The sequence below is a fragment of the Acidovorax sp. GW101-3H11 genome (genome assembly GCF_001633105.1).
Classification (GTDB): Bacteria; Pseudomonadota; Gammaproteobacteria; order Burkholderiales; family Burkholderiaceae_C; genus Acidovorax.
This window is the reverse complement of the sequence record NZ_LUKZ01000025.1, coordinates 40,825-63,791: the sequence shown is the minus strand read 5'-3', so window position 1 is coordinate 63,791 and position 22,967 is coordinate 40,825. Positions and strand designations below refer to the sequence as shown.

Annotated in this window: 23 protein-coding genes; 3 read left to right on the top strand and 20 right to left on the bottom strand. The window is 60.4% G+C overall.

Annotated elements, in window-relative coordinates:
- Nucleotides 1-195: 195 nt before the first annotated feature.
- The gene (locus A1D30_RS18410; RefSeq protein WP_063462177.1) at nucleotides 196-618 is read right to left on the bottom strand and encodes a hotdog fold thioesterase; all 423 of its coding nucleotides are present in this window, start codon (nucleotides 616-618) and stop codon (nucleotides 196-198) included.
- A gap of 175 nt (nucleotides 619-793) precedes the next feature.
- Here A1D30_RS18410 and A1D30_RS18405 point away from each other — a divergent pair, with 175 nt between their 5' ends.
- Nucleotides 794-1,948 carry an ABC transporter substrate-binding protein gene (locus A1D30_RS18405; protein ID WP_063462176.1) on the top strand — a complete coding sequence of 385 codons (1,155 nt, stop codon included), beginning with the start codon at nucleotides 794-796 and terminating at the stop codon, nucleotides 1,946-1,948.
- 42 nt (nucleotides 1,949-1,990) lie between these two features.
- On the opposite strand, the gene A1D30_RS18400 is transcribed toward A1D30_RS18405, so the two are convergent.
- The 3 genes from A1D30_RS18400 to A1D30_RS18390 form a co-directional block, all read right to left on the bottom strand.
- Complete coding sequence (locus A1D30_RS18400; RefSeq protein WP_063462175.1) at nucleotides 1,991-3,142, bottom strand: ABC transporter substrate-binding protein; 1,152 nt, start codon at nucleotides 3,140-3,142, stop codon at nucleotides 1,991-1,993.
- Between the two features lie 152 nt (nucleotides 3,143-3,294).
- A complete protein-coding gene (locus A1D30_RS18395) occupies nucleotides 3,295-4,836 on the bottom strand; it encodes an acetyl-CoA hydrolase/transferase family protein (RefSeq protein ID WP_063462174.1) in 1,542 nt (513 codons plus the stop codon).
- A gap of 117 nt (nucleotides 4,837-4,953) precedes the next feature.
- Entirely contained in the window at nucleotides 4,954-6,240 is a 1,287-nt protein-coding gene (locus A1D30_RS18390) for a solute carrier family 23 protein (RefSeq protein ID WP_063462173.1), read from the bottom strand.
- A gap of 151 nt (nucleotides 6,241-6,391) precedes the next feature.
- On the opposite strand from A1D30_RS18390, the gene A1D30_RS18385 reads away from it, so the two are divergent.
- Both A1D30_RS18385 and A1D30_RS18380 read left to right on the top strand, forming a co-directional pair.
- Entirely contained in the window at nucleotides 6,392-7,135 is a 744-nt protein-coding gene (locus tag A1D30_RS18385) for a zf-TFIIB domain-containing protein (protein WP_063462172.1), read from the top strand.
- A 457-nt stretch (nucleotides 7,136-7,592) separates the two neighbouring features.
- A complete protein-coding gene (locus A1D30_RS18380) occupies nucleotides 7,593-7,796 on the top strand; it encodes a hypothetical protein (protein ID WP_063462171.1) in 204 nt (67 codons plus the stop codon).
- Nucleotides 7,797-7,816: 20 nt separating this feature from the next.
- On the opposite strand, the gene A1D30_RS26230 is transcribed toward A1D30_RS18380, so the two are convergent.
- From A1D30_RS26230 to A1D30_RS18345, 16 genes are all read right to left on the bottom strand, one after another.
- The gene (locus tag A1D30_RS26230; RefSeq protein ID WP_063462170.1) at nucleotides 7,817-8,182 is read right to left on the bottom strand and encodes a hypothetical protein; all 366 of its coding nucleotides are present in this window, start codon (nucleotides 8,180-8,182) and stop codon (nucleotides 7,817-7,819) included.
- Nucleotides 8,183-8,321: 139 nt separating this feature from the next.
- On the bottom strand, nucleotides 8,322-8,891 hold the full coding sequence (locus A1D30_RS25600; protein WP_131798490.1) for a hypothetical protein: 570 nt from the start codon (nucleotides 8,889-8,891) through the stop codon (nucleotides 8,322-8,324).
- Between the two features lie 22 nt (nucleotides 8,892-8,913).
- Nucleotides 8,914-10,002, bottom strand: coding sequence for an RHS repeat-associated core domain-containing protein (locus A1D30_RS18370; protein ID WP_063462169.1), 1,089 nt, complete (start codon nucleotides 10,000-10,002; stop codon nucleotides 8,914-8,916).
- Between the two features lie 256 nt (nucleotides 10,003-10,258).
- Nucleotides 10,259-10,732 carry a hypothetical protein gene (locus A1D30_RS25595; protein WP_131798489.1) on the bottom strand — a complete coding sequence of 158 codons (474 nt, stop codon included), beginning with the start codon at nucleotides 10,730-10,732 and terminating at the stop codon, nucleotides 10,259-10,261.
- A gap of 10 nt (nucleotides 10,733-10,742) precedes the next feature.
- Nucleotides 10,743-11,900, bottom strand: a complete 1,158-nt coding sequence (locus A1D30_RS18365) for an RHS repeat-associated core domain-containing protein (protein ID WP_063462168.1) — start codon at nucleotides 11,898-11,900, stop codon at nucleotides 10,743-10,745.
- Nucleotides 11,901-12,256: 356 nt separating this feature from the next.
- Complete coding sequence (locus A1D30_RS25590; RefSeq protein ID WP_131798488.1) at nucleotides 12,257-12,628, bottom strand: hypothetical protein; 372 nt, start codon at nucleotides 12,626-12,628, stop codon at nucleotides 12,257-12,259.
- A gap of 9 nt (nucleotides 12,629-12,637) precedes the next feature.
- On the bottom strand, nucleotides 12,638-13,945 hold the full coding sequence (locus A1D30_RS18360; protein WP_063462167.1) for an RHS repeat-associated core domain-containing protein: 1,308 nt from the start codon (nucleotides 13,943-13,945) through the stop codon (nucleotides 12,638-12,640).
- Nucleotides 13,946-13,991: 46 nt separating this feature from the next.
- Nucleotides 13,992-14,240 (bottom strand): hypothetical protein, encoded by a 249-nt coding sequence (locus A1D30_RS26225; protein ID WP_131798487.1) that lies wholly within the window; start codon nucleotides 14,238-14,240, stop codon nucleotides 13,992-13,994.
- Nucleotides 14,241-14,357: 117 nt separating this feature from the next.
- Nucleotides 14,358-14,774, bottom strand: coding sequence for a hypothetical protein (locus A1D30_RS25580; protein WP_131798486.1), 417 nt, complete (start codon nucleotides 14,772-14,774; stop codon nucleotides 14,358-14,360).
- 3 nt (nucleotides 14,775-14,777) lie between these two features.
- Nucleotides 14,778-15,908 carry an RHS repeat-associated core domain-containing protein gene (locus A1D30_RS24910; RefSeq protein ID WP_082836524.1) on the bottom strand — a complete coding sequence of 377 codons (1,131 nt, stop codon included), beginning with the start codon at nucleotides 15,906-15,908 and terminating at the stop codon, nucleotides 14,778-14,780.
- 77 nt (nucleotides 15,909-15,985) lie between these two features.
- The gene (locus tag A1D30_RS25875) at nucleotides 15,986-16,150 is read right to left on the bottom strand and encodes a hypothetical protein (protein ID WP_157891345.1); all 165 of its coding nucleotides are present in this window, start codon (nucleotides 16,148-16,150) and stop codon (nucleotides 15,986-15,988) included.
- 73 nt (nucleotides 16,151-16,223) lie between these two features.
- Nucleotides 16,224-16,580 carry a DUF1493 family protein gene (locus A1D30_RS18355; RefSeq protein ID WP_063462166.1) on the bottom strand — a complete coding sequence of 119 codons (357 nt, stop codon included), beginning with the start codon at nucleotides 16,578-16,580 and terminating at the stop codon, nucleotides 16,224-16,226.
- Between the two features lie 5 nt (nucleotides 16,581-16,585).
- Nucleotides 16,586-17,311: an RHS repeat-associated core domain-containing protein gene (locus tag A1D30_RS24905; RefSeq protein WP_199866013.1), complete on the bottom strand. Its 726-nt coding sequence runs from the start codon at nucleotides 17,309-17,311 to the stop codon at nucleotides 16,586-16,588.
- Nucleotides 17,220-17,837: a hypothetical protein gene (locus tag A1D30_RS26080; protein ID WP_063462165.1), complete on the bottom strand. Its 618-nt coding sequence runs from the start codon at nucleotides 17,835-17,837 to the stop codon at nucleotides 17,220-17,222. The genes A1D30_RS24905 and A1D30_RS26080 overlap by 92 nt, the downstream gene beginning before the upstream one ends.
- A gap of 114 nt (nucleotides 17,838-17,951) precedes the next feature.
- Complete coding sequence (locus tag A1D30_RS24895) at nucleotides 17,952-18,470, bottom strand: tetratricopeptide repeat protein (protein ID WP_082836521.1); 519 nt, start codon at nucleotides 18,468-18,470, stop codon at nucleotides 17,952-17,954.
- A 12-nt stretch (nucleotides 18,471-18,482) separates the two neighbouring features.
- Nucleotides 18,483-22,658, bottom strand: coding sequence for an RHS repeat-associated core domain-containing protein (locus tag A1D30_RS18345; RefSeq protein ID WP_131798485.1), 4,176 nt, complete (start codon nucleotides 22,656-22,658; stop codon nucleotides 18,483-18,485).
- Between the last annotated feature and the right edge of the window lie 309 nt (nucleotides 22,659-22,967).

The following is a 22,967-nucleotide window of genomic DNA, read 5'->3' as shown; positions in this document are numbered from 1 at the left end:
AGCTATCAAGGCATGGTGGTAGCGCGGTGGCGGCCAATTTCACTCAAATTTCCACCAGCCGTTTGAAACCGGCGCGCCCCAGGCCAGGACCGCCGCGCAAGGGCCGCCCCGCCGCGCTGGCGGTGTCCCCCTTCCCGGAGCGCGTAGCGCGTAGAGAGAAGGGGGAAGCGGCGCAGCCGCTCAGGGGGAAGTCCTCTACCGGGGTGCGAGGATCGCCATCGTCAGCCGCGACACACAGGTCAGCTCGCCCGCTTCGTTGTGCAGATCGATGTGCCACACATGCGTGGTGCGGCCGATGTGCACAGGCTTGGCTGTGCCGGTCACCCAGCCGCTGGTGGCAGAGCGCAGGTGGTTGGCGTTGATGTCCAGGCCCACGGCGCGGTAGCCCTCGGGCAGGGTGTAGTAGGCGCCGGTGGAGCCCATGGACTCGGCCAGCACCACGCTGACGCCGCCGTGCAGCAGGCCAAAAGGCTGGACGGTGCGGTGGTCCACCGGCACCCGGGCGCGCAGAAAGTCGTCACCCACCTCGACAAATTCGATGCCCAGGTGCTCTACGGCGGTGTTGCGGTTGGCGGCCTTCAGCAGGGCCAGATCGATGGGCTTTTTCCAGATGGGCATGGTGATCTCAAAAAGGGGGCGGGGTAGAGGCGGCACACTACTGCGCGGCGCTTCGGCTCCATAGAATGCCGGGTTCCCCCGGGGGTCGGCGGCTTGCCGGGTCAGCGTGCAGTGAGTGTCTCACCGGCACGCCCGGGTTGTGCATTGTGCTTTTTCCCGGAGTCGGTTTCCTATCATGCAGCGTCGCCAGTTTGTCACCCTTGCCTCCCACACCACAGCCGCATTGGCTGCCCCTGTCTTCATGCGCAACGCCTGGGCGCAAGAGGGCGGCATCACCGGCAAGACGCTGACCATCGGCTGCTCGGCCGCGCTCAGCGGCCCGCTGGCGGGTTTTGGGCAGGACATCAAGCAGGGTGCCGAAGCGGCGCTTGCGCACATCAACGGCCGCGGCGGCGTGCATGGCCGCACCCTGCAGTTCAACATGGTGGACGACGGCTACGTGCCCCAGCGCACCACCGACAACGTCAAGCAGATGATCGGCCAGGGCAGCGCCTTTGCGCTGCTGTCGTGCGTGGGCACACCCAACAACACGGCCATCCTGCCGCTGATCGAAGAGGCGGGCATCCCTTACGTGGCGCCGCTCACGGGCGCGTCGTCGCTGCGCAAGGGCGGGCGCAACGTGTTCCATGTGCGCGCCAGCTACACCGACGAAGTGCGCCGCCTGGTGCAGCGCCTGGCGGGCATGGGGCTCAAGGGCATCGGCGTGGTGTACCTGGACAACGGCTACGGCCGCGAGATGCTGGAAGACGCCACGCGCTCGCTGGCCGAGCAGAACATCCAACCCACCGTGCAGGCCGCGCTGGCCACCGACGGCAAGAACCTGGCCGACGTGCTGGCCAAGGTGGCCGAGGCCCGCCCCGCCGCCGTGCTGTTGGCCACGGCGGGCGCGGCCTCGGTGGAGCTGGTGCGTGGCATCAAGAAAACCGTGCCAGGCGTGCTGATGGCCGGTGTGAGCGTGACGCTGACCAGCGACGGCCTCAAGCAGCTGGGCGATGCGGGCAGTGGCATTGCCGTGACCATGGTCATGCCCGACCCCAACCGCGCCAAGACGCAACTGGTGCGCGACTACCAGGCCGCCATGCGCACCAAGGGCCAGCAGGACTTCACGCTGGGCAGCCTGGAGGCCTACGTCAACATGCGCGTGCTGGCCGAGGGCCTGGAGCGCGCGGGCTCGGACCCCAGCCGCGCCAAGCTGCGCACGGCGCTGGCGGGTATCCGCAACTGGGACATGGGCGGTTTTGTGGTCGATTACAGCGGCCAGTCGCCCTATGTGGGCTCGCGCTTCATCGATCTCGGGGTGCTCAACGGCGCGGGCCGTTTCCTGGGCTGATGCTGCAGCCGTGGCCCGCCTGGCGGCGGGCATGGCACAGGGTCAGCCGATAAAGCGGCCGTTGGCGCCCATCACGCCCAGGTCCAGAAAACGCGAGCCCACATAGGGTGCGCCGCCTGCGTAGTCGATGGACAGGCCGCCCAGGTCATTGCTGCGGATGCCTGCGAGGGCGTTGCGCAGCTTGGCGCGCGTCAGCTCGCGGCCGGCGCGCTCCAGGCCCTCGGCCAGCACGCGGGCGTTCACGTAGCCTTCAAAGCTGCGGGCCGAAAACTCCTGGTAGCCCAGTGCGCGCATGGCCTTCTGGTAGTCGCGCACCACGGCAAAGCTCGTGCGGGCCGCGTCGGGCAGCACCATCGACAGCGCAATGCCCGATGCCTTGCCACCCAGCTGGCGCAGGTTGTCACCCGACAGCGCCACGCTGGTGGCGGCCAGCGGCGTGCTGGGCGAGACCTTCTTGAACTCGTTGACCAGGGTGGCGGTGATGTCGCCCGCCGTGCCCAGCAGCACCGCATTGGGCTTGGCGGCCACGGCCTTGCCCACCACATCGGCCACCTGCGCGCCTTGGGCGTCGAGCTTGAAGGCCTTGGGCGCAGGCTGCTTCGCTGCGGCCAGGGCCTTGCTCACATCGGCCAGAAATTCACGGCCAAAGGCCGTGTCCTGGTACACGACGGCCAGCTCGGTGATGCCCATGGACACCAGCTTTTGCGCCAGGCGCTGGGCCTCGTCGGTGTAGCTGGCGCGCACGTGGAACACCGAGCGGTACTCGGCCTTGCGCAGCGAGGTGGCGCCGCTTTGCGGGGCCACGTAGGGGATCTGCGCCTCGTCCACCATCGGCAGGATGCGCTGGTTGTTGGCCGTGCCCATGCAGGAGATCAGCGACACCACATTGGCATCGGCAATCAGCTTGCGCACGTTGTCTTCGGAGCGCGCGGCGTCGTAGCCGTCGTCCATGGCCAGCAGCTTGATCTCGCGGCCGTGGATGCCCTTGGCGTTGGCCTGGGCCAAGCCTGCGTCCAGCCCCTGCTTGAGTTCCTTGCCCAGGCTGGCCAGGGCGCCGGTCGTTCCCAGCGAGCAGCCAATGGTCACGCTCTTGGCGTCCATGGGGTCTTGCACGCCCACGGCGCGCGACGAGGGGGCAAGCAGCAGGCCGGCGCTGGCGGCCACGAGGGATTGGGTGAACTGACGGCGTTGCATGGTGAAAATGGGCAGACAAAAAGGCCACCAGCCCCGGGGCAGGGGCTGGTGGATGTTGAACAGGGGAGGTTGTGAAACCTAGGGTTAACCCTGATTTTATCTGCCCAAGCTGCCATTTGGCTGTCAAAGGCCTGCGGGCCGTGGGGCGACCTTTACCCCGGGTTGGCGGGGTTGGCAGGGGCGCGCATGCTGCCCGTCTCCACATACCGCTGGTGCCACGACAGCGCCTCGTTCAGCAGGTGCGGCGTGTGCTGGCCCACGGCGCCACGCTTGGCGCGTGCCACATAGTCATGCAGGGCCGGGCGGAAGTCGGGGTGTGCGCAGCGGTCGATGATGATTTCGGCCCGCTGCGAGGGCGAGTGCCCACGCAGGTCGGCCAACCCCTGTTCGGTGACGAGGATCTGCACATCGTGCTCGGTGTGGTCCACATGCGAGGCCATGGGCACGATGCACGAGATGCTGCCGTTCTTGGCCAGCGAGGGCGTCATGAAGATCGACAGGTAGGCATTGCGCGCAAAGTCGCCCGAACCGCCAATGCCGTTCATGATGGCCGAGCCCATGATGTGCGTGCTGTTCACGTTGCCGTAGATGTCGGCCTCGATCATGCCGTTCATCGCGATCAGGCCCATGCGGCGGATCAGCTCGGGGTGGTTGCTGATCTCCTGCGGGCGCAGCACGATGCGCTGCTTGTAGTAGTCGATGCGCTCGTTGAAGTCCTGCATGGCCGCCGGGCTCAGCGACAGCGCCGTGGCCGATGCGCTCGCCAGCGTGCCCGAGCGCAGCATGTCCAGCATGCCGTCCTGCAGCACCTCGGTGTAGGCCGTGAGGTTCTCGAACGGGCCGTTGTTCAGCCCCGCGAGCACCGCGTTGGCGATGTTGCCCACGCCCGACTGCAGCGGCAGCAGGTCCTTGGGCAGCCGGCCCTTCTTCACCTCGTGCTGCAGGAACTCGATGATGTGGCCCGCGATGCGGTTGGACGTGTCGTCGGGCGCGGCGTAGACGCTGTTGCGGTCGGGCTGGTCGGTCATCACCACGGCGATCACCTTGGCGGGGTCGCAGCGCAGGTAGGGCTCGCCGATGCGCTCGTCGGGCCGCGTCATCGGGATGGGGCGGCGGTGTGGCGGCAGGTCGGTGCCGTAGTAGATGTCGTGCATGCCCTCGAGCTGCGGGTTGTGCCAGGCATTGACCTCCAGGATGACCTTGTCGGCCTGGTCCAGCCAGGTCTTGTTGTTGCCCACCGAGGACGAGGGGATCAGCCGACCGTCCGGCAGCACGCCCGCCACCTCGACCACGGCCACGTCCAGCTTGCCCAGGAAGCCGAACCACACGAACTGCGCCACGTGGGACAGGTGGATGTCCACGTACTGCATATGGCCCGCATTGATCTGGCGGCGCACCGTGGGGTCGGACTGGTAGGGCAGGCGCATCTCGATGCCGTCGACCTGGGCCAGCGCGCCGTCGAGCTCCGGTGCAGTCGATGCACCTGTCCACAGGCCGATGCGAAACCCCTTGCCCTGCGCGTTCAGGCTCTCGATGCGGCGCGCCAGCGCACCGGGCACGGCCTTGGGATAGCCTGCGCCGGTGAAGCCGCTCATGCCCACATGGGCACCGGCGGGGATCAGGGCGGCCGCTTCGTCGGCGGACATCGTGCGGGAAAGAAAGTCGGGGTAGAGCACCCGGTCGGCCAGGGACATGGAAACAGGCTCCGCAGAAAAACAAAAGGGGCCTCGCCGCATGGCGCAGGCCCCGGTCAAAACCGAAATCCTAGCGGTTGCAACTTACAGATTCAGGGTTAACCCTTACAAGTTTGCTCAGCCTTTGCGATTGAGCAAGGCATACAGCAGGATGGCGCCGAAGGTGGCCGTGCCGATGCCGCCCAGCGCGAACTGGCCGAACTTGAGCGTGAAGTCGCCCGTGCCCAGGATGAGGGTGATGGCCGCCACGATCAGGTTCTTGTTCTGCGAGAAGTCCACCTTGTTGTCCACCCAGATCTTGGCGCCGGCCACTGCGATCAGGCCGAACACCACGATGGAGACGCCGCCCATCACCGGCAGCGGGATGGTCTGGATCAGCGCGCCGAACTTGGGGCTGAAGCCCAGCACCAGCGCGAACACGCCCGCCAGGAAGAACACGGCGGTGGAGTAGATCTTGGTCGCCGCCATCACGCCGATGTTCTCGGCATAGGTGGTCACGCCCGTGCCGCCCACGCCGCCGCTGACCATGGTGGCCACGCCGTCGCCGATGAACGCTCGGCCCATGTAGCGGTCCAGGTCGCGGCCGGTCATGGCCGTCACGGCCTTGATGTGGCCCAGGTTCTCGGCCACGAGAATGATGGCCACGGGGGCGATCAGCAGCATGGCGTTGCCGTCGAACACCGGCGCCGCGAAGTTGGGCATGCCCACCCAGGCGGCGTTGGCCAGGATGGAGAAGTCAATCGGCTTGCCCAGGCCCATGCCGTTGGTGAGCACCGCGTAGATGATGCTCGCCACGATCAGCCCCACCAGGATCAGCAGGCGCTGCACCATGCCGCGCGTGAGCACGGCCACCAGGCCCACGCTCACGAAGGTCACCACCTGCATCCAGCTGTCGAAGTTGCTCGCCGCCATGTTCTTGATGGGAATGCCCGCCAGGTTCAGGCCGATCACCGCCACCACCGAGCCCGTGACCACGGGCGGCATGAAGCGCTCGATCCAGCCCGTGCCCACCGCCTGCACCAGCGCGCCAATCAGCGTGTAGAGCAAACCACACGCGATGATGCCGCCCAGCGCCACGGCAATGTTGGCATTGGGCCCCTGGCCCGCATAGCCTGTGGCCGCAATCACCACGCCAATGAACGCAAAGCTCGACCCCAGGTAACTGGGCACCTTGCCGCCGGTGATCAGGAAGAAGATCAGCGTGCCCACGCCGCTCATCAAAATCGCCACGTTCGGGTCAAAGCCCATCAGGATGGGCGCCAGCACCGTGGCCCCAAACATCGCAATCACGTGCTGCACCCCCATCACCGCCGTCTGCGGCCAGGGCAGCCGCTCGTCGGGCGCAATCACCCCGCCTTGTTGCAGCACATCGGCGCTTTTTGCGCGCCAGTTCATGAATCCCATCTGGTTGGTTCCTTGTTGTTGAGGCGCGAATGCTAGTGGATGGGCAGGGCGTTGCCGTGAACCTGCGCGTCATGCGCCCGGCGCCCGCCCGCCTTGCGCCGGGTTAGCATTTGGGCCAATCCCCGCTCTGCCGCCTACAGGCACCGCCGCCATGCACTCTCTGCCGTCCTGCCCCTCCTGCCGCCAGCCCATGGAGGCCCACCGGTTCACCAGCAACCAGGGGCACACGCTGGAGCTGGACATCTGTTTTGCCTGCCAGGGCCTGTGGTTTGACCGGCACGAAAACCTCAAGCTCGCGCCCCAATCGGTGGTCGAGCTGTTCCGCCTGCTGCACGAACACCGCACCGACCAGCACCAGCCCCTGGCAGAGCGCATGGCCTGCCCACGCTGCAACACCAGCCTGGCCAAGGGCTTCGACGTGGTGCGCAGCGGCCGCTACATGATCTACCGCTGCGGGCGCCTGCATGGCCGCTTCAGCACCTTCTCGTCCTTCATGGTCGAAAAAGGCTTTGTGCGCCACATGACGCGCCCCGAGATCGACGACCTGGCCAAACGCGTGGGCGCTATCTACTGCACCAGCTGCGGCGCTCCCGTGGACATCCGCAAGGACCACGCCTGCCCCTACTGCCGCGCCGCGTTCTCCCTCATCGACCCCGACGCCGTGGTGCGCGCCATGGAGGGCTACGCCAAGGCCAGCAGTGAGCGCACCACCCACGCCACCCCCTCGGTGGACATCGGCGACGCCCTGGTGGCCCTGGAACGCGACCGCAGCCGTGCCGAGCGCGAGCGGCAAAAGCGCGCGTTCACCAGCAGCAGCGATGCTGCCGACAGCTCATTCACGGGCGACCTGGTGGCGGCGGGGGTGGCGCTGGTGTGGGCGCTGGTGAAGGATTAGTGGGCACCAGGGCTTGGCAGGCAAGCCGGGACTGGTCAGAGCCAGGGCGTGTGAGGAAGGATGCGCGGCGTGCTGGCAGGCCGGTTGGCCTTGCTGGGTTTGGAGCCAAATTGGGCGTTTCCGCGCTATGGATAAGCGCTGATAGCTATCAATTTTGAAGTCTTGGACAGCTGAAAGCCCGCACATGCGGGGCGGGCTGCACTTCAGCTTGCATCCTCCGCTTCGGGATGCGACCGCTACCTTCACATCTTTGACATGTTCCGGCGGCGCGGATCGTCAACAAATGTCATGCCTCCTTCTCACAGGTGTTGGGCAGCGGTATCTTTCAAATCGCACTTCCCGATCCTTTGCAGGCAGTCAAAAAGCGACAACGCGTTGCATGGGGTTCAGCCAAATGGCGCAAAGGGGAGTCTCCAAAACACATCCAAACATTCATCCCAATCAACCCACCAGCAGCATGACCGTCGAACACAGAAGAGGCGCGGAGCGGCGCAGCGGCAAAGATCGCCGCCAGATCGACAATGGCCCTCCCACCAACTATGAGCGCCGCCGCGCAGTCGAAGCGAGACAGCCAGAGCTGATAGAGGTGCACATGAGCGAGGACGAGATCCGCGCTCTGGGGTTTGTGTTTGAACAAACCACGGCTACAGCGAACGGCTGAGGCCGGTACACCCTGTTGTGTCACGGCTCAATGCGCGTGCCAAGGCCTCGCAGTGCAGCGCGGGTTGAGCAGCGCCTCGAATGCCTGAAGGTCCAGCCCAGCTTCTCGGCATCGCTGGTGGCGGGGCTCCAGAGTTTGCTGAAGAAGAAGTTGAGCAATTGCTGGATAAGGCCGGGCTGTTCGCCCTGGGAGGCCTTGTCGCTGTCTCCGTCATCGCCGTCATCGGCCAGCAGGTTGTTCAGGTTCTTGGTGCTGGCGGGTTTGCCTGCGGCGCTGTTGCATCCAGCGGCTGCGGGTTGCGCAAGGCCCAGCAGGCCGTTGGTCTTGCTGGGTTTGGAGCCAAATTGGGCGTTTCCGCCTGATGGACAAGCTCTGATAGCTATCAATTTAGGACTACTCAATAGCTACAAGCCGACATATGTGGGGCGGGTCACATTTCAGCTTGAATCCTGCATTTTTTGTGATTTAGGCAAAAGGCAAGCCATGAACCCATCACCACTCAGGGCTGGCTCGGCTGCCGATCCACTATCGGATCCTAAATATGTCGATGGTCTTTCTACGGGAGTAGCCTCCCATAAGCCCAGTCAGGATTCCGATCAACAAACTAGCAAACCACTTTTTCCAATCTCGCTCTGCAGTTACTAAACCCAAAAGCAAGTCTTGTCGCCGCTGATTCATCTCTGTCAGCATTTTGTGTCTGAGGTCTCGCTCCTTCCAGTCTTGCACGTCGGGTTTGAAGGGCGTCCACCCACCCTCTTCAGAAAAAACTTTTAAATCGTCCTCGCCATTTGCAAATGCCAGCCTGGCCAATTTGACACTTGCTTCGCTACGTTGAGGTGGTTCAAGTTCTTCAAATTTCTCTATTCTGATTTTCAGTTCTTTTTCGGATTTATGAAGCAGTTGGGTATCGTATAGCTGCTCATATCCTCGAGCACTCTGGTACCAGAAAATAGTACCAGAAAGAAGTGTCAACACACCCAATGAGACGGCAGAAAATGTTTTCCGATCATTAATTCTCTGCACACTGCGCGCAATGCCTTCGTGCAGCAAAACAAATCCCAAGCACCAAATAAGTACCTCAACCCAATCTGACATTTAGACATCCCTTCTGAGCAACTTACTTGCACCCGCATGTCATGCCTAGTCCCATTGCTATAGATTTTGCAGGAATGGGTTTTCTAGGCAATTTCAAAGGTTCCGCTCCAACAGTTGCTCCCATCAAATTGCCCTGTTGAACTATTATTCGACTCATCTCACTGGTTGCATTTTGCATTACATACCACTGACTAGGACTCAATTCAGCCATAGGCGTAGAGTGAGCTTCTCGGAGCCACTTGCCCCACTGCTCCTTTTCCAATTCGAGGCAGGCAATGGTCTTTCCTGTATAGAAGTCGTCGATGAGGGGGATTTTGAAAAGACCGAGTGGATCCGTAAAAATGAGCGGATCTCCCTCCGCATAGTTAAACCGATTCCACCCCCCATCCAACCCAATCGGATCCCCCTGCGTATACCGCCCCGTACCCGGCGCATAAGTCCGGAAGTAGTTGTAGTGGAGCCCCGTCTCCTTATCAAAGTACTGCCCCGGATACCGCAGGTTGAATGTGACATCAGGAATGCTGGTCGCCCCCGTCGTCGGGTTAGTCATCTCACTCGTAAACCGCTTGGCCGCCGTGGTCGGCTGTTCATCCCCAAACGCACTGTACGCCCACTGCCACACGGCCTGCCCATTGGCCTGGGTGAGTTTTCTGGGGGTGTTCAGGTGGTCGCTGTGCACGGCATACGTCTGGCCGTTGACCACAGCCGCAATGGGCATGGGCCCGTTGGCCGTGGGCAGCCACAGGTACTGCGCGCTGCCTGAGGTGGCGGCGCTGCCTTCACCGTATTCGGCCAGCAGGCTGCCGTCTTCTGCGTACACATAGGTCCAGCCCAGCTTCTCGGCGTCGCTGGTGGCGGGGCTCCAGAGTTTGCTGAAGAAGAAGTTGAGCAGTTGCTGGATGAGGCCGGGTTGTTCGCCCTGGGGGGCCTTGTCGTCGTCGCCATCGTCGGCCAGCAGGTTGTTGAGGTTCTTGGTACTGGCGGGTTTGCCTGTGGCGCTGTTGCATCCATCGGCTGCGGGCTGCTCAAAGCCCAGCAGGCGGTTGGCCTTGCTGGGTTTTGAGTCAAATTGGGCGTTTCCGCCTGATGGGTATGCGCTGGCAGCTATCAATTTAGTAGTATGAGGCAGCAACAAGCAGGCATGCCTGGGGCGGGTTTCACTTCAGTTTGAATCCTTTGCTTCGATATCTAGGCAAAAGACAAGACCTGATCCAATACTGTTCGGTTTATGGTTCTGCAACCATATAAATCAATGACTTACAGGATTGCCGGTTCATGGAAATTGGATCTAACCGAACAGTATTGAGACCTGATCCCATTGCTCGGACATCCTAAGAGGAGTGCGAGATTCAGAATTTTTCTGACTGTCAACGCTCAAGACTTTTCAAAGTGGCGAGCGCGGCCTCAATGCTTTCCCCCATATATTCTGACCAGTCCGATTCAGAATTCAAGTGCTCAAGTACTTTTGCCAAGCACTCTATTTGCTCACCACTCATTGAAGATAATCTTTTTGCGATTTGTTGAAAATCTCCATCGCTGCGAGAAACCAGACTCAGAACAAAGAATGAAGTCTCCATCCGAGTGTATTTTGCCTTCTCGGTGAGAGAGTACCGGAGATAGTGCGGCAGGATCCATCGTGTCGCATCTGGAGATAGCTTGCGAAGTTCCTGGTGCATCTCACGCAGCAAGCGCTCGTCTGGATCTCTATCACGCCAGTACTCTAAATCGGCAGCCACTTCAAACCCACAATCTTGCTGCGACAGAGAGCCATCGACGAGACCACCTTTCCGAGGAAAGTTGGCAGCCTTGAAGCCGCGGTCAATGCGATCTATTAATTGCATGATGCACATCTCAAGGGCATTCCTCTTTGCAAATCCTTCTGATCGCTCGCTTAGCATAAAAAATGTTGGTATCAATGTCCGTCATTGTTTGAGGATCATGTCGCATGTCTTGGCCACCCCACCATCTATTGGTATTCGCCTCGCGGAGGTCCTTGCAGCTCTGCCATTTTTTCAATTCCCACTTTGCACGCTCGCACGAGTTCAACCCAGGTGGTGGTGGCTCGTTACAGGCATTCTTGTACTCTCTCCTGTTCGCTTCGCGCTCAATGAGCTCCTGCAGGGCCGAATCGCTTTGCTGGTTGGGTCCTACTCCAGGGGGAAAGTTAGGATCAACTGTCCTAGGTGGCCTACCTGGGCTGGGAACAATGATCGCTTGCAAACCAAGTGGATCAATGCGACTCAGCGGATTCCCCCCCACATAGCTAAATCGGTTGAATCCCCCATCCAGCCCAATCGGATCAGCCTGCGTATACCGCCCCGTACCCGGCGCATACGTCCGGAAGTAGTTGTAATGGAGCCCCGTCTCCTTATCAAAGTACTGCCCCGGATACCGCAGGTTGAACGTGACGTCTGGGGTGCTGGTCGCACCCGTAGTCGGGACAGTCATCTCACTCGTAAACCGCTTGGCCGCCGTCGTCGGCTGCTCATCCCCAAACGCACTGTACGCCCACTGCCATACCGCCTGTCCATTGGCCTGGGTGAGTTTTCTGGGGGTGTTCAGGTGGTCGCTGTGCACGGCATAGGTCTGGCCGTTGAGCACTGCCGCAATGGGCATGGGGCCATTGGCCGTGGGCAGCCACAGGTATTGCGCGCTGCCTGAGGTGGCGGCGCTGCCTTCACCGTACTCGGCCAGCAGGCTGCCGTCTTCTGCGTACACATAGGTCCAGCCCAGCTTCTCGGCATCGCTGGTGGCAGGGCTCCAGAGTTTGCTGAAGAAGAAGTTGAGCAGTTGCTGGATGAGACCGGGCTGTTCGCCCTGGGGGTTCTTGTCGTCATCGCCGTCATCGGCCAGCAGGTTGTTCAGGTTCTTGGTGCTGGCGGGTTTGCCTGTGGGGCTGTTGCATCCAGCGGCTGCGGGCTGCTCAAAGCCCTGCAGGCGGTTGGCCTTGCTGGGTTTTGAGTCAAATTGGGCGTTTCCGCCTGATGGGTATGCGCTGGCAGCTATCAATTTAGTAGTCTGAGGCAGCTACAAGCAGGCATGCCTGGGGCGGGTTTCACTTCAGTTTGAATCCTGCATCCTGTGATTTAGGCAAAAGACAAGACCTGACCCCGTTACGGACCCAATCACATCGCTTGGGGATTCGTGCAGAGAATCCCTAGAGGTGCATATGAGCGAGGACGAGATCCGCGCGCTGGGGTTTGTGTTTGAACAAGCCACGGCTTCAGCGAATGGCTGAGGCCGCTACACCCTGGTGTGTCATGGCTCAGTGCGCGCGCTCAAGGCCTCGCGGTGCAGCGCGGGTTAAGAAGGCAAGACCCGACCCCATCAATTACCAATTTCCCGGTAACTTGAAGGCACGGTAGCTACCAGACGATGTAACGCTTCGGCTCAAACCCAGTAACTACATCGCTACACAGATGGCACTCACCGCGTTTTGCAGATTCTTTAGCAGACTGATTATGTTCAGGGGATAAAAATCTGTCCGGACAGCATTCAACGAGCTTCGGCCCAGCCGGAGAGTGCGACAGCGTTATCCCGATCGGTGAAAACGGTGCCAATGCGACAAGCGCAGCCGCAGAGATCACCGCTCGATTGCTGCGTCTGAAATGCTTGTGTGCAAAGCCCAATACCAGGAAAAACGCCATAAGCAATGCCTCTGGCCTCATGGTGAAGATTGCCCAGCCCGCACAGACAACTACAAGCAGAAAAACAAAGAAGGTGCGATTTAACGTCACAAGATAATCCTACTTTGAACAAGTACAAGTGTTCTTGTTGTTCCATGCATTCCAGACATTGTCTGGAATGTCATACGCTTTGCGACCCAATACATCATGCAACCCCAGTGGCTCACCGAGGAGGTCGTCCAGATTCATTGCAGCTCTTGATGGGCGACTCTGGTTGGAATGCATATATTCGTGGGCCAGATTTCTAAGCAAATGCAGGCGCATCGAATCTGTCAGGGCCCCCTCGAAGTCCTTAGAGCTGAGCGTAATGTGGCCAGTCCAAAAATCAGTAGCTCCAAAATTTCCCTTGCCCGGGTCACCAAACCTGACATTCGCATTTGAGTTGTATCTTGCAGAATCGCAACTCAACGCTGCCATTGCCTTAATAACGTCCTCCCAAGTCAATCCGAAGGGATCCACGAAGCTCAGCGGATTCCCCCCGACATACCCAAACCGATTCCACCCCCCATCCAACCCAATCGGATCCCCCTGCGTATACCGCCCCGTACCCGGCGCATACGTGCGGAAGTAGTTGTAATGGAGCCCCGTCTCCTTATCAAAGTACTGCCCCGGATAGCGCAGGTTGAATGTGACATCAGGAATGCTGGTCGCCCCCGTCGTCGGGACAGTCATCTCACTCGTAAACCGCTTGGCCGCCGTGGTCGGCTGCTCATCCCCAAACGCACTGTACGCCCACTGCCACACCGCCTGCCCATTGGCCTGGGTGAGTTTTCTGGGGGTGTTCAGGTGGTCGCTGTGCACGGCGTAGGTCTGGCCGTTGACCACTGCCGCAATGGGCATGGGGCCATTGGCCGTGGGCCACTGCCACACCGCCTGCCCATTGGCCTGGGTGAGTTTTCTGGGGGTGTTCAGGTGGTCGCTGTGCACGGCGTAGGTCTGGCCGTTGACCACTGCCGCAATGGGCATGGGGCCATTGGCCGTGGGCAGCCACAGGTATTGCGCGCTGCCCGAGGTGGCGGCGCTGCCTTCACCGTATTCGGCCAGCAGGCTGCCGTCTTCTGCGTACACATAGGTCCAGCCCAGTTTCTCGGCATCGCTGGTGGCGGGGCTCCAGAGTTTGCTGAAGAAGAAGTTGAGCAGTTGCTGGATAAGGCCGGGCTGTTCGCCCTGGGGAGCCTTGTCGCTGTCTCCGTCATCGCCATCATCGGCCAGCAGGTTGTTCAGGTTCTTGGTGCTGGCGGGTTTGCCTGCGGCGCTGTTGCACCCAGCGGCAGCGGGCTGCTCAAAGCCCAGCAGGCGGTTGGCCTTGCTGGGTTTAGAGCCAAATTGGGCGTTTCCGCCTGATGGGTATGCGCTGGCAGCTATCAATTTAGTAGTCTGGGGCAACTACAAGCAGGCATGTGTGGGGTGGATTTCACTTCGGTTTGAATCCTGCCTTCTGTGATTTAGGCAAAAGGCAAGACCTGACCCCGTTGCTCTTATTGCCGTCATCGCCGTCATCGGCCAGCAGGTTGTTCAGGTTCTTGGTGTTGGCGGGTTTGCCTGCGGCGCTATTGCATCCAGCGGCTGCGGGCTGCGCAAGGCCCAGCAGGCGGTTGGCCTTGCTGGGTTTGGAGCCAAATTGGGCGTTTCCGCCTGATGGGCATGCGCTGGCAGCTATCAATTTAGTAGTCTGAGGCAGCTACAAGCAGGCATGCCTGGGGCGGGTTTCACTTCAGTTTGAATCCTGCATTCTGTGATTTAGGCAAAAGGCAAGACCTGACCCTGTTGCTTCACAACGTTATTTTTTCGATTCTTCATCGTTTGATCTGAAGATAAATACTCGCAGAAGAGTCCACCAAATGGCTGCAAATGCGCCATAAATAGCTCCTTCGACAAAAAAACCACCTATGGTGTGAGTGGAGACGTGGGAAAGTGCGTCCGTGAACAACCACAACCCCCCCAAAGAAAAAACCATAGGCAACACAAAATTACCGATACCAATCCACATCAAAACCTTGGAGGGCATAAAGGACTTGAGCAACCATGCGGCCAGAGTACCAACGATTGCCGCGTATGCTACGTTTTTTGTCAAAAGATACGCATATCCACTTGGAAGCAACTCCACAGAAAGAACTATCGGAGCAACTAGATTGACTCCGATGAATCCTGCAAAGCAGGCAAGACAGAACCAAATCGCTTGGTGATCCGACTTCATTTTTTACTTACTCCCTCTCCCACCGAATGCGTTACAAGTCATCAATTGAGCTGCACATTCTGCCCCATCCCTGCTCTCGGACTTCTCTCTTATGACGCATTGCCGGTGAGCTTCACCGCAGCAAAGAGCACTGGAAACAATGCCCGCCGAACATGCAGCAGATACACATTTCTCGCAAATCCATTTCTTGAAGGGCTTCTCTTCAAATCTTTCGCACAACGCGCCTGAAGCCGAGTTGTCATTCCGACTAGATGGAGTTTTCGGTCCACCACCGGGAGTTGGTCCATTTGGAGATGGGTCAAATGGGGGATTTGCACAATCTGTACCACTGCATGTTTCAGTGAGACCTAGTGGATCACTCTTACTAAGTGGATTCCCCCCCACATAACTAAACCGATTCCACCCCCCATCCAACCCAATCGGATCCCCCTGCGTATACCTTCCCGTACCGGGCGCATAAGTCCGGAAGTAGTTGTAATGGAGCCCCGTCTCCTTATCAAAGTACTGCCCCGGATACCGCAGGTTGAACGTGACATCCGGGGTGCTGGTCGCGCCCGTCGTCGGGTTTGTCATCTCACTCGTAAACCGCTTGGCCGCCGTGGTGGGCTGCTCATCCCCAAACGCACTGTACGCCCACTGCCACACCGCCTGCCCATTGGCCTGGGTGAGTTTTCTGGGGGTGTTCAGGTGGTCACTGTGCACGGCATAGGTTTGGCCGTTGACCACTGCCGCAATGGGCATGGGCCCGTTGGCCGTGGGCAGCCAGAGGTATTGCGCGCTGCCTGACGTGGTGGCGCTGCCTTCCCCATATTCGGCCAGCAGGCTGCCGTCTTCTGCGTACACATAGGTCCAGCCCAGTTTCTCGGCGTCGCTGGTGGCTGGGCCCCAGAGTTTGCTGAAGAAGAAGTTGAGCAGTTGCTGGATAAGGCCGGGCTGTTCGCCCTGGGGCTCCCTGTCTTCGTCGCCATCGTTGGCCAGCAGGTTGTTGAGGTTCTTGGTGCTGGCGGGTTTGCCTGCGGCGCTGTTGCACCCAGCGGCAGCGGGCTGCTCAAAGACCAGCAGGCGGTTGGCCTTGCTGGGTTTTGAGTCAAATTGGGCGTTTCCGCCTGATGGGTATGCGCTGGCAGCTATCAATTTAGTAGTCTGGGGCAACTACAAGCAGGCATGCGTGGGGCGGGTTGCACTTCAGTTTGGATCCTCCGTTTGGTGATTCAGGCAAAAGGCAAGACCTGACCCCATTGCTCGCTCATGAATGGTCCAAACCGCTGGATGGATCCTCCAAGTATCTCTACGATGTACAAAACGGGAGAAAGTAACAAAGTGCCAATAAAGCCAATCCAGAACTGCAGTTTGAGAACTGAAAATAGTGATTTCATGAAAATTCCAGCAGAAGGTGATTCACTAACCGAACAGTATTGAGGTCTGACCCCATCCACATAAGCAAACCAATTAATCCACGTGCCACTGCTTGGTTCGCATCGCACGCTCAATCATTTCAAGAGTTAATGGTAAATACTCATAATCTTTCCTTGTTGCCTTTTCAGCGAAAGGTACCATCCAAAGCAGCGCACGAGTCAGTGGGCTCTTACCCGCAAATTCTGGTGGAAAGAATCTCTCGAACTCGAAGCCGCTCAGATCGACGAGATAGTGATCAGCCAACACCTCCATGTCCGCCTCCGCGATGTCGCCATAGAGGCCAAGGTCGTGATACATGCGCGTGCTGCCTCTGCATTGCGCGATTTTGTTTTCTGATAGGCCGCAACGCTTAAGGTATTCACGTAGCTCGATTGACAGTTCGCTTTCCATAGATATTAATCGCAAGTAAAGGCGTCGTAGAGTTCATAGCCCGCCAAGGCGGCACCAGCATATGGCAACCTCCGAAGAACCTTGGTAATCCAGTTTCGGGTAGCAACAGAGTACCGGCCACTACTTGCCGCCGCATGGTTTATCTGGCTAAAAGATGAAGTTGCTCTGCCTGCAGGCCCACCACCAGCAACACCACCTCTCGGCTTGCTGGCAAACGGACCGGATCCGCCAACAGCACCACCCGCCGCCGCGTTGACAACCGGACCAGCCGGTGTCTCCTTGCACGTACAGTGCTCTTTCTTGTATTGCTCCAGAGCGTAGTCAAAAGCGTACCCCGCGCCGATGCCAATCAGGATCGGAAGAAACGCGATCTCTCCTGTCGGATCAGTCATCGAGAGAGGGTTGCCTTCCACATAGGCAAACCTGTTGAATCCCCCACCCAGCCCAATCGGATCCCCCTGCGTATACCGCCCCGTACCCGGCGCATACGTCCGGAAGTAGTTGTAATGGAGATTCGTCTCCTTGTCGAAATACTGCCCCGGATACCGCAGGTTGAACGTGACTTCGGGGGTGCTGGTCGCCCCCGTCGTCGGGTTTGTCATCTCACTCGTAAACCGCTTGGCCGCCGTGGTCGGCTGTTCATCCCCAAACGCACTGTACGCCCACTGCCACACCGCCTGCCCATTGGCCTGGGTGAGTTTTCTGGGGGTGTTCAGGTGGTCGCTGTGCACGGCGTAGGTCTGGCCGTTGACCACTGCCGCAATGGGCATTGGCCTGGGTGAGTTTTCTGGGGGTGTTCAGGTGGTCGCTGTGCACGGCGTAGGTCTGGCCGTTGACCACTGCCGCAATGGGCATGGGGCCATTGGCCGTGGGCAGCCACAGGTATTGCGCGCTGCCTGAGGTGGCGGCGCTGCCTTCCCCGTACTCGGCCAGCAGGCTGCCGTCTTCTGCGTACACATAGGTCCAGCCCAGTTTCTCGGCATCGCTGGTGGCGGGGCTCCAGAGTTTGCTGAAGAAGAAGTTGAGCAGTTGCTGGATAAGGCCGGGCTGTTCGCCCTGGGGGGCCTTGTCGCTGTCTCCGTCGTCGCCGTCATCGGCCAGCAGGTTGTTCAGGTTCTTGGTGCTGGCGGGTTTGCCTGTGGCGCTGTTGCATCCAGCGGCTGCGGGCTGCTCAAAGCCCAGCAGGCAGTTGGTCTTGCTGGGTTTGGAGTCAAATTGGGCGTTTCCGCCTGATGGGTATGCGCTGGCAGCTATCAATTTAGTAGTCTGAGGCAACTACAAGCAGGCATGCGTGGGGCGGGTTGCACTTCAGTTTGAATCCTCCGTTTCGAGATTTAGATAAAAGGCAAGACCTGAGCCAAGCCCTCAGCTTCAGATCTGAAGACGCTTGTGGCGATTTCTTAAATCAAGAGCCAAGGACCGGTTTTTGCGGGCAATTGTCCCGATGTCATCTTTTCGTTTGCATAGTTCGCCAAAGTGATCAATAGCATCAGTCCATCTATTTTGGTCCATAAGCGCATTGCCTAGATTTACTAGAGCTGCGGCTTTGATACGCCCTTTTGGATTGAGTGCAAGTGCTTTTCGGAGGAATCTTTCGGCCAATTTTGGTTTCTTCAACTCATCGTAGCAATTGGCAATCGCCAGAAGACTTTCAACATCATTGGGATTATCTTTCAAGGCCTTCTTAAATGATGAGAGCGCCCCAGAAAAATCTCCTATTTTGTATTTGCTGTCTGCGACGCAGTACCAAGCATGGTTAATATCCACCCTGAACTTCAGATTGATACGTCCAGTTCGAGCATCTATTAATGCGAGGATTGCCTCCGCAAACTCTTCCCTTTTCATCAAATGATGGATTGCTGAAAATGGATCTTCAAAAGAAACGCTCATTGCACCCCTTGATCAATTTTGGCAGGGCTGCTCAGGTGGCTTTAAGGGCTCGCAACCCGCCAGTCCTGGGTTCTCTGCACAGACGTTGTTTATTAAATCCCAAATGAAAAGCCCACCTACACCGCGTGCTCCACGGGCTCCTCTGTTGCCACGCTGTCCTTTGCTTGTGCGCGAGTGTTCTTCCGCATTTGGATGAGCCACGTTTCTCTCTCGAGCATTGTCTGGAACACGATGGACTGGAGGGGGTTTCTTATTTGGATTCGGAGGCTTCTCATATTTAGGCGCAAGTCCATCTGGATCAGCATGCGATAGAGGATTTCCATCCACATACCCAAACCGATTCCACCCCCCATCCAACCCAATCGGGTCGGCCTGCGTATACCTTCCCGTGCCCGGCGCATACGTCCGGAAGTAGTTGTAATGGAGCCCCGTCTCCCTATCAAAGTATTGCCCCGGATACCGCAGGTTGAACGTGACTTCGGGGGTGCTGGTCGCCCCCGTCGTCGGGTTTGTCATCTCACTCGTAAACCGCTTGGCCGCCGTGGTCGGCTGTTCATCCCCAAACGCACTGTACGCCCACTGCCACACCGCCTGCCCATTGGCCTGGGTGAGTTTTCTGGGGGTGTTCAGGTGGTCGCTGTGCACGGCGTAGGTCTGGCCGTTGACCACTGCCGCAATGGGCATGGGGCCATTGGCCGTGGGCAGCCACAGGTATTGCGCGCTGCCTGAGGTGGCGGCGCTGCCTTCTCCGTACTCGGCCAGCAGGCTGCCGTCTTCTGCGTACACATAGGTCCAGCCCAGCTTCTCGGCATCGCTGGTGGCGGGGCTCCAGAGTTTGCTGAAGAAGAAGTTGAGCAGTTGCTGGATGAGGCCGGGTTGTTCGCCCTGGGTGTCCTTGCCTTCGTCGCCGTCATCGGCCAGCAGGTTGTTCAGGTTCTTGGTGCTGGCGGGTTTGCCTGCGGCGCTGTACAGCGGCTCGGTCTTGAACACGCGCTGGCCCAGGGCGTTGTGGGCGTATTTGGTTTTGGGGGCGTCGGCCCCTTCGCCGGTGGTGGCGCTTTCCATGCGGCCCTGGCTGTCGTAGGCGTAGCTGCGCAGGCCGTCGCCCAGCAAGTCGCCTGCGGCGTTGTACTGGTAGCTGACGCTGGTGGTGGCGCTGTTGCCGCCAGCAGCGGCAGTTTGCTCAAAGCCCAACAGCCGGTTGTGGCCTGCGGCTGTGCCGTAGGCGCGGCTGATGCTGCTGGTGGCGGCGGGTGTGCCCGTGGTGGTGGTCTGCACGCTGGCCGTGCGGTTGCCGTTGGCGTCGTACTGGTAGGTGGTGGTGCGCACGTTGTCGCCCATCTGGGTGATGCGGCCCAGGGTGTCGTACTGCACGGTCCAGGTGGTGTCGGCGCGGGCCAGGGTGCTTTGCAGCGGGTCGGTGCTGCCGGGCTTCCACAGGTTTTGCGTGAGGCTGGTGATGCGGCCTGCGCTGTTGTACTGGTAGCTGCTGAACTCGGTGGCGGTGAGCTGGCCTGCGGTGTTGTAGCTGCGGGTGGCCGGGATGGCGGCCGTGGCGCCGGGCAGGTTCCAGCGCCAGCCGGTGGGCTGGCCCAGGGGGTTCCAGGTGATGTTGCTCACCAGGCTTTGGCCCGCCCAGGTCAGGCCGGTGAGCAAGCCGGTGCTGTTGTAGACATGCTGCAGCACTTGCCCGCCAGGGTAGGTGGTGCTGGCCAGCAGGCCGCTGGCGGCGTAGGCATAGCCCACGCTGCGGGCGGTGCCGCTGAGCAGGGTCTGGGTCTTGGCGGTGACGCGGCCGAAGTGGTCGCGCTGGTAGGTGGTGGTGCCGCTGGCGTCCACGATTTCGCTCAAGGCGCCCTTGCTGGCGTTGGGCTGGTCGGTCTGGTTGTAGGCGGGGCCTGCCAGGTCGTAGCGCAGGGTGGTGGTGGCGCCGCCCGGCTGGGTGATGAGCGTGGGGCGGCCCAGCAGGTCGCGGTCGATGTGGGTGGCCTGGCCCAGGGCATCGGTCACGGTGCTGGGCAGGCCCAGGGCGTCGTACTGGGTGCTTTGCAGGCCGCTGTCGGGGCTGGATTCGCCGGTGGCGTTGCCCAGGGCGTCGCGGGCGTAGGTGGTGCCTACGCCTTTGAAGTCGCTGGCCTGGGTGACGGCATCCAGGGCGTTGTAGGTCAGGGATGCCGTGGCGTTGGCGGCGTTGGTGATGGTCTTGACGCGGCGCAGGGCGTCCAGGCCCAGGTGGGTGGATTCGTTGGCGCCGTTGGTGCTGCGCACGGTCTCGCCGTTGGCGTCAAAGCCGTGGGTGGTGGTTTGCTGGCCGCCCACGGTGGTGCTTTCCACGCGGTTCAGGCTGTTGATGCTGCGTGCCAGCAGCCACACCAGTTGCCCCTGGGCGTTGCGCACCTCCTCGCGGGTGCGGTTGCCCATGGCGTCCAGGGTGTAGGTGCCGCTGTTGTTGCGGTTGTCGCTCCAGCCGGTCATGCGCTGGGCGGTGTCGTAGGTGTAGGTGATGGTGTGGCCGTAGGGCAACCTGACGGTGGCCACCTGCCCCGAGGGGCGGTAGGTGAACCGGGTCGTCTGCCCACCCCGGTTGGCGGTGAGCATGCGGCCCCGGGCGTCATAGGTGTAGGTGGTGAGGAGGCCGGTGGGCGCGGTGTGGGTGAGCACGCGGCCGTTGGTGTCGTGGGTGTAGGTGTCTACATGGCCCAGGGCGTTGGTGGTGCTGGTGAGGTTGCCGGCACTGTCGTACTGGTAGCTGGTGACCGCGCCATTGGGGGCGGTTTCGGTAGCGACCAGGCCCGAGGGGTGGTACGTCCAGCTGGTGGTGCGGGCGATGCCGCTGCCCATGCCAGCACCGGTGTCGGTGATGGTCTGGGTGAGGGGGTTGCCTGCACTGTCGTAGGTGTAGCTGGTGGTACGGCCGGGCTCACTCACAGTGACCGGCAGGCGCCACTGGGGGTGCCAGCTGGTGACGGTGGTGCGCTCTTCGGGTTTGCCTGCGGCTTCGGTGACGGCGGTGGGCAGGCGGCGGGCGGTGTCCCAGGCGTAGCTGGTGGTGGTGCCCAGGAAGTCGGTTTCTGCGGTGACCAGGCCCAGGGGGCTTTGCACGCGGCTGGCGGCGTCGCGCAGGCCCAGGCCGTCGGGCTTGTCTGCGCCGGTAACCGCGAGTTGGCCCAGGCTGGCGCTGTAGTTGAAAGCGCGCACCGTGCCCAGAGGGTCGGTGATGGTGGTGGCCCCACCGCTGCTGGCGGGGTAGCCGACCTGGTAGCGCTCGACCGCACCGGCATGCTCGGTGCTGACGGCCCGGCCCACGTCGTCATAGGCGTAGGTGGCGAAACGCTGGTTGTTTTCGTCCACGATGCCGGTCAGGGCGTGCGGGTAGCTGGGGTGCTCGTAGAGGTAGGTGTTGGTGGTGTTGTCGGCATAGCGCGCCGTCAACAAACGATCGGATGTGTCGTATTCGTAGCTCACCTGCACCTTGCTGCCCGCAGCGACCGAGACCAGCTGGCCCTTGGTGTTGTAGTTGAGCTGCAGTTTGCGGCCAAACTGGTTGGTCACCGTTTTCAGCATGGGAATGCTGTTGATCGCCACATAGCCATAGGTGGTCACCCAGCCGTTGCGGCCTGTGACGCTTTGCAGCAGCCCCGTGGCAGAAAACTGCAGTTTGCGGTCTGCGTCCAGATCGGTGTAGAGCCAGCCGCTGGCATTGGTCTGCAGCCTCTTGCTGCCGTTCTGGTTCTGCCAGGTGGCGGTGGATGCGGAATAGGTGAACCGCTGCAGGTCACCATTGCCCATGACGAGGGTCTGTGCGGTGCCGTCGCTCCAATTGAGGGCACTGCCAGCGGGGTTGAGCCTGGCGCTGTGGTTGTGGCCCCACCCGGGGGCCATGCCCACCAGTGGCAGTACGTAGGTCGCACGGCTGTTGGCGTAGAGGCTGCGGTAGGTGCGCGACCAGTTCAGGGCATGGGGGCCCTGTCCGATGACGTCACTGAAGGGTTGGTTCTTGTCGCCCGTTGCAGGAATGATCGGGTTGGGGGTGCTGTTGCCCGAGTAGTCACCTTCTGGGCACGTGGGAGGATTCGATGGACCCGCAGGCCCGGAATTGTTCGGCGGAGTGGGCGGCGGAGGTGATGGCGGCTCTGGAGGCGGTGGTGGGGTGGATTCTGGCGGATCCAGCTCCCTGGTGCAGACCATGGAAATACCGCCGTACTCTGGACTGTAGTAGCGAGTCCCGTCGGGAAACGCGTGGGAGTATGTCCAATAGCTTCCGGCAACACACTGCTCCAGTTGGTACGGAATGCGCGAGGTGACGGGATCCGTGGCATTGGACCAGTCAATGTTGGCTTGTGCCGCACCACACCAAGTTGAGCTGCGAAATTCGGGGGAGTCCTGCCAATAGAAGAAGTACTTCAGCCTTTCCTCATTAGGGCACGCAGTAAGCGTAGTGTTGGAATACACCACCTCAAACGAGCCATTGCGTGTGACATTTCTCAAGCGGGCAGA

Bases quoted from the DNA above. Each gene is read 5' to 3' on its own strand.
- A1D30_RS18405 (WP_063462176.1), top strand. From the start codon at position 794: ATGCAGCGTCGCCAGTTTGTCACCCTTGCCTCCCACACCACAGCCGCA.
- A1D30_RS24895 (WP_082836521.1), bottom strand. From the start codon at position 18,470: ATGAGCGTTTCTTTTGAAGATCCATTTTCAGCAATCCATCATTTGATG.
- A1D30_RS18345 (WP_131798485.1), bottom strand. From the start codon at position 22,658: ATGGTCTGCACCAGGGAGCTGGATCCGCCAGAATCCACCCCACCACCG.
- A1D30_RS18355 (WP_063462166.1), bottom strand. From the start codon at position 16,580: ATGGAAAGCGAACTGTCAATCGAGCTACGTGAATACCTTAAGCGTTGC.
- A1D30_RS18385 (WP_063462172.1), top strand. From the start codon at position 6,392: ATGCACTCTCTGCCGTCCTGCCCCTCCTGCCGCCAGCCCATGGAGGCC.
- A1D30_RS18390 (WP_063462173.1), bottom strand. From the start codon at position 6,240: ATGGGATTCATGAACTGGCGCGCAAAAAGCGCCGATGTGCTGCAACAA.
- A1D30_RS18400 (WP_063462175.1), bottom strand. From the start codon at position 3,142: ATGCAACGCCGTCAGTTCACCCAATCCCTCGTGGCCGCCAGCGCCGGC.
- A1D30_RS18380 (WP_063462171.1), top strand. From the start codon at position 7,593: ATGACCGTCGAACACAGAAGAGGCGCGGAGCGGCGCAGCGGCAAAGAT.
- A1D30_RS25595 (WP_131798489.1), bottom strand. From the start codon at position 10,732: ATGCAATTAATAGATCGCATTGACCGCGGCTTCAAGGCTGCCAACTTT.
- A1D30_RS25600 (WP_131798490.1), bottom strand. From the start codon at position 8,891: ATGTCAGATTGGGTTGAGGTACTTATTTGGTGCTTGGGATTTGTTTTG.
- A1D30_RS18395 (WP_063462174.1), bottom strand. From the start codon at position 4,836: ATGTCCCTGGCCGACCGGGTGCTCTACCCCGACTTTCTTTCCCGCACG.
- A1D30_RS25875 (WP_157891345.1), bottom strand. From the start codon at position 16,150: ATGAAATCACTATTTTCAGTTCTCAAACTGCAGTTCTGGATTGGCTTT.
- A1D30_RS18410 (WP_063462177.1), bottom strand. From the start codon at position 618: ATGCCCATCTGGAAAAAGCCCATCGATCTGGCCCTGCTGAAGGCCGCC.
- A1D30_RS25580 (WP_131798486.1), bottom strand. From the start codon at position 14,774: ATGAAGTCGGATCACCAAGCGATTTGGTTCTGTCTTGCCTGCTTTGCA.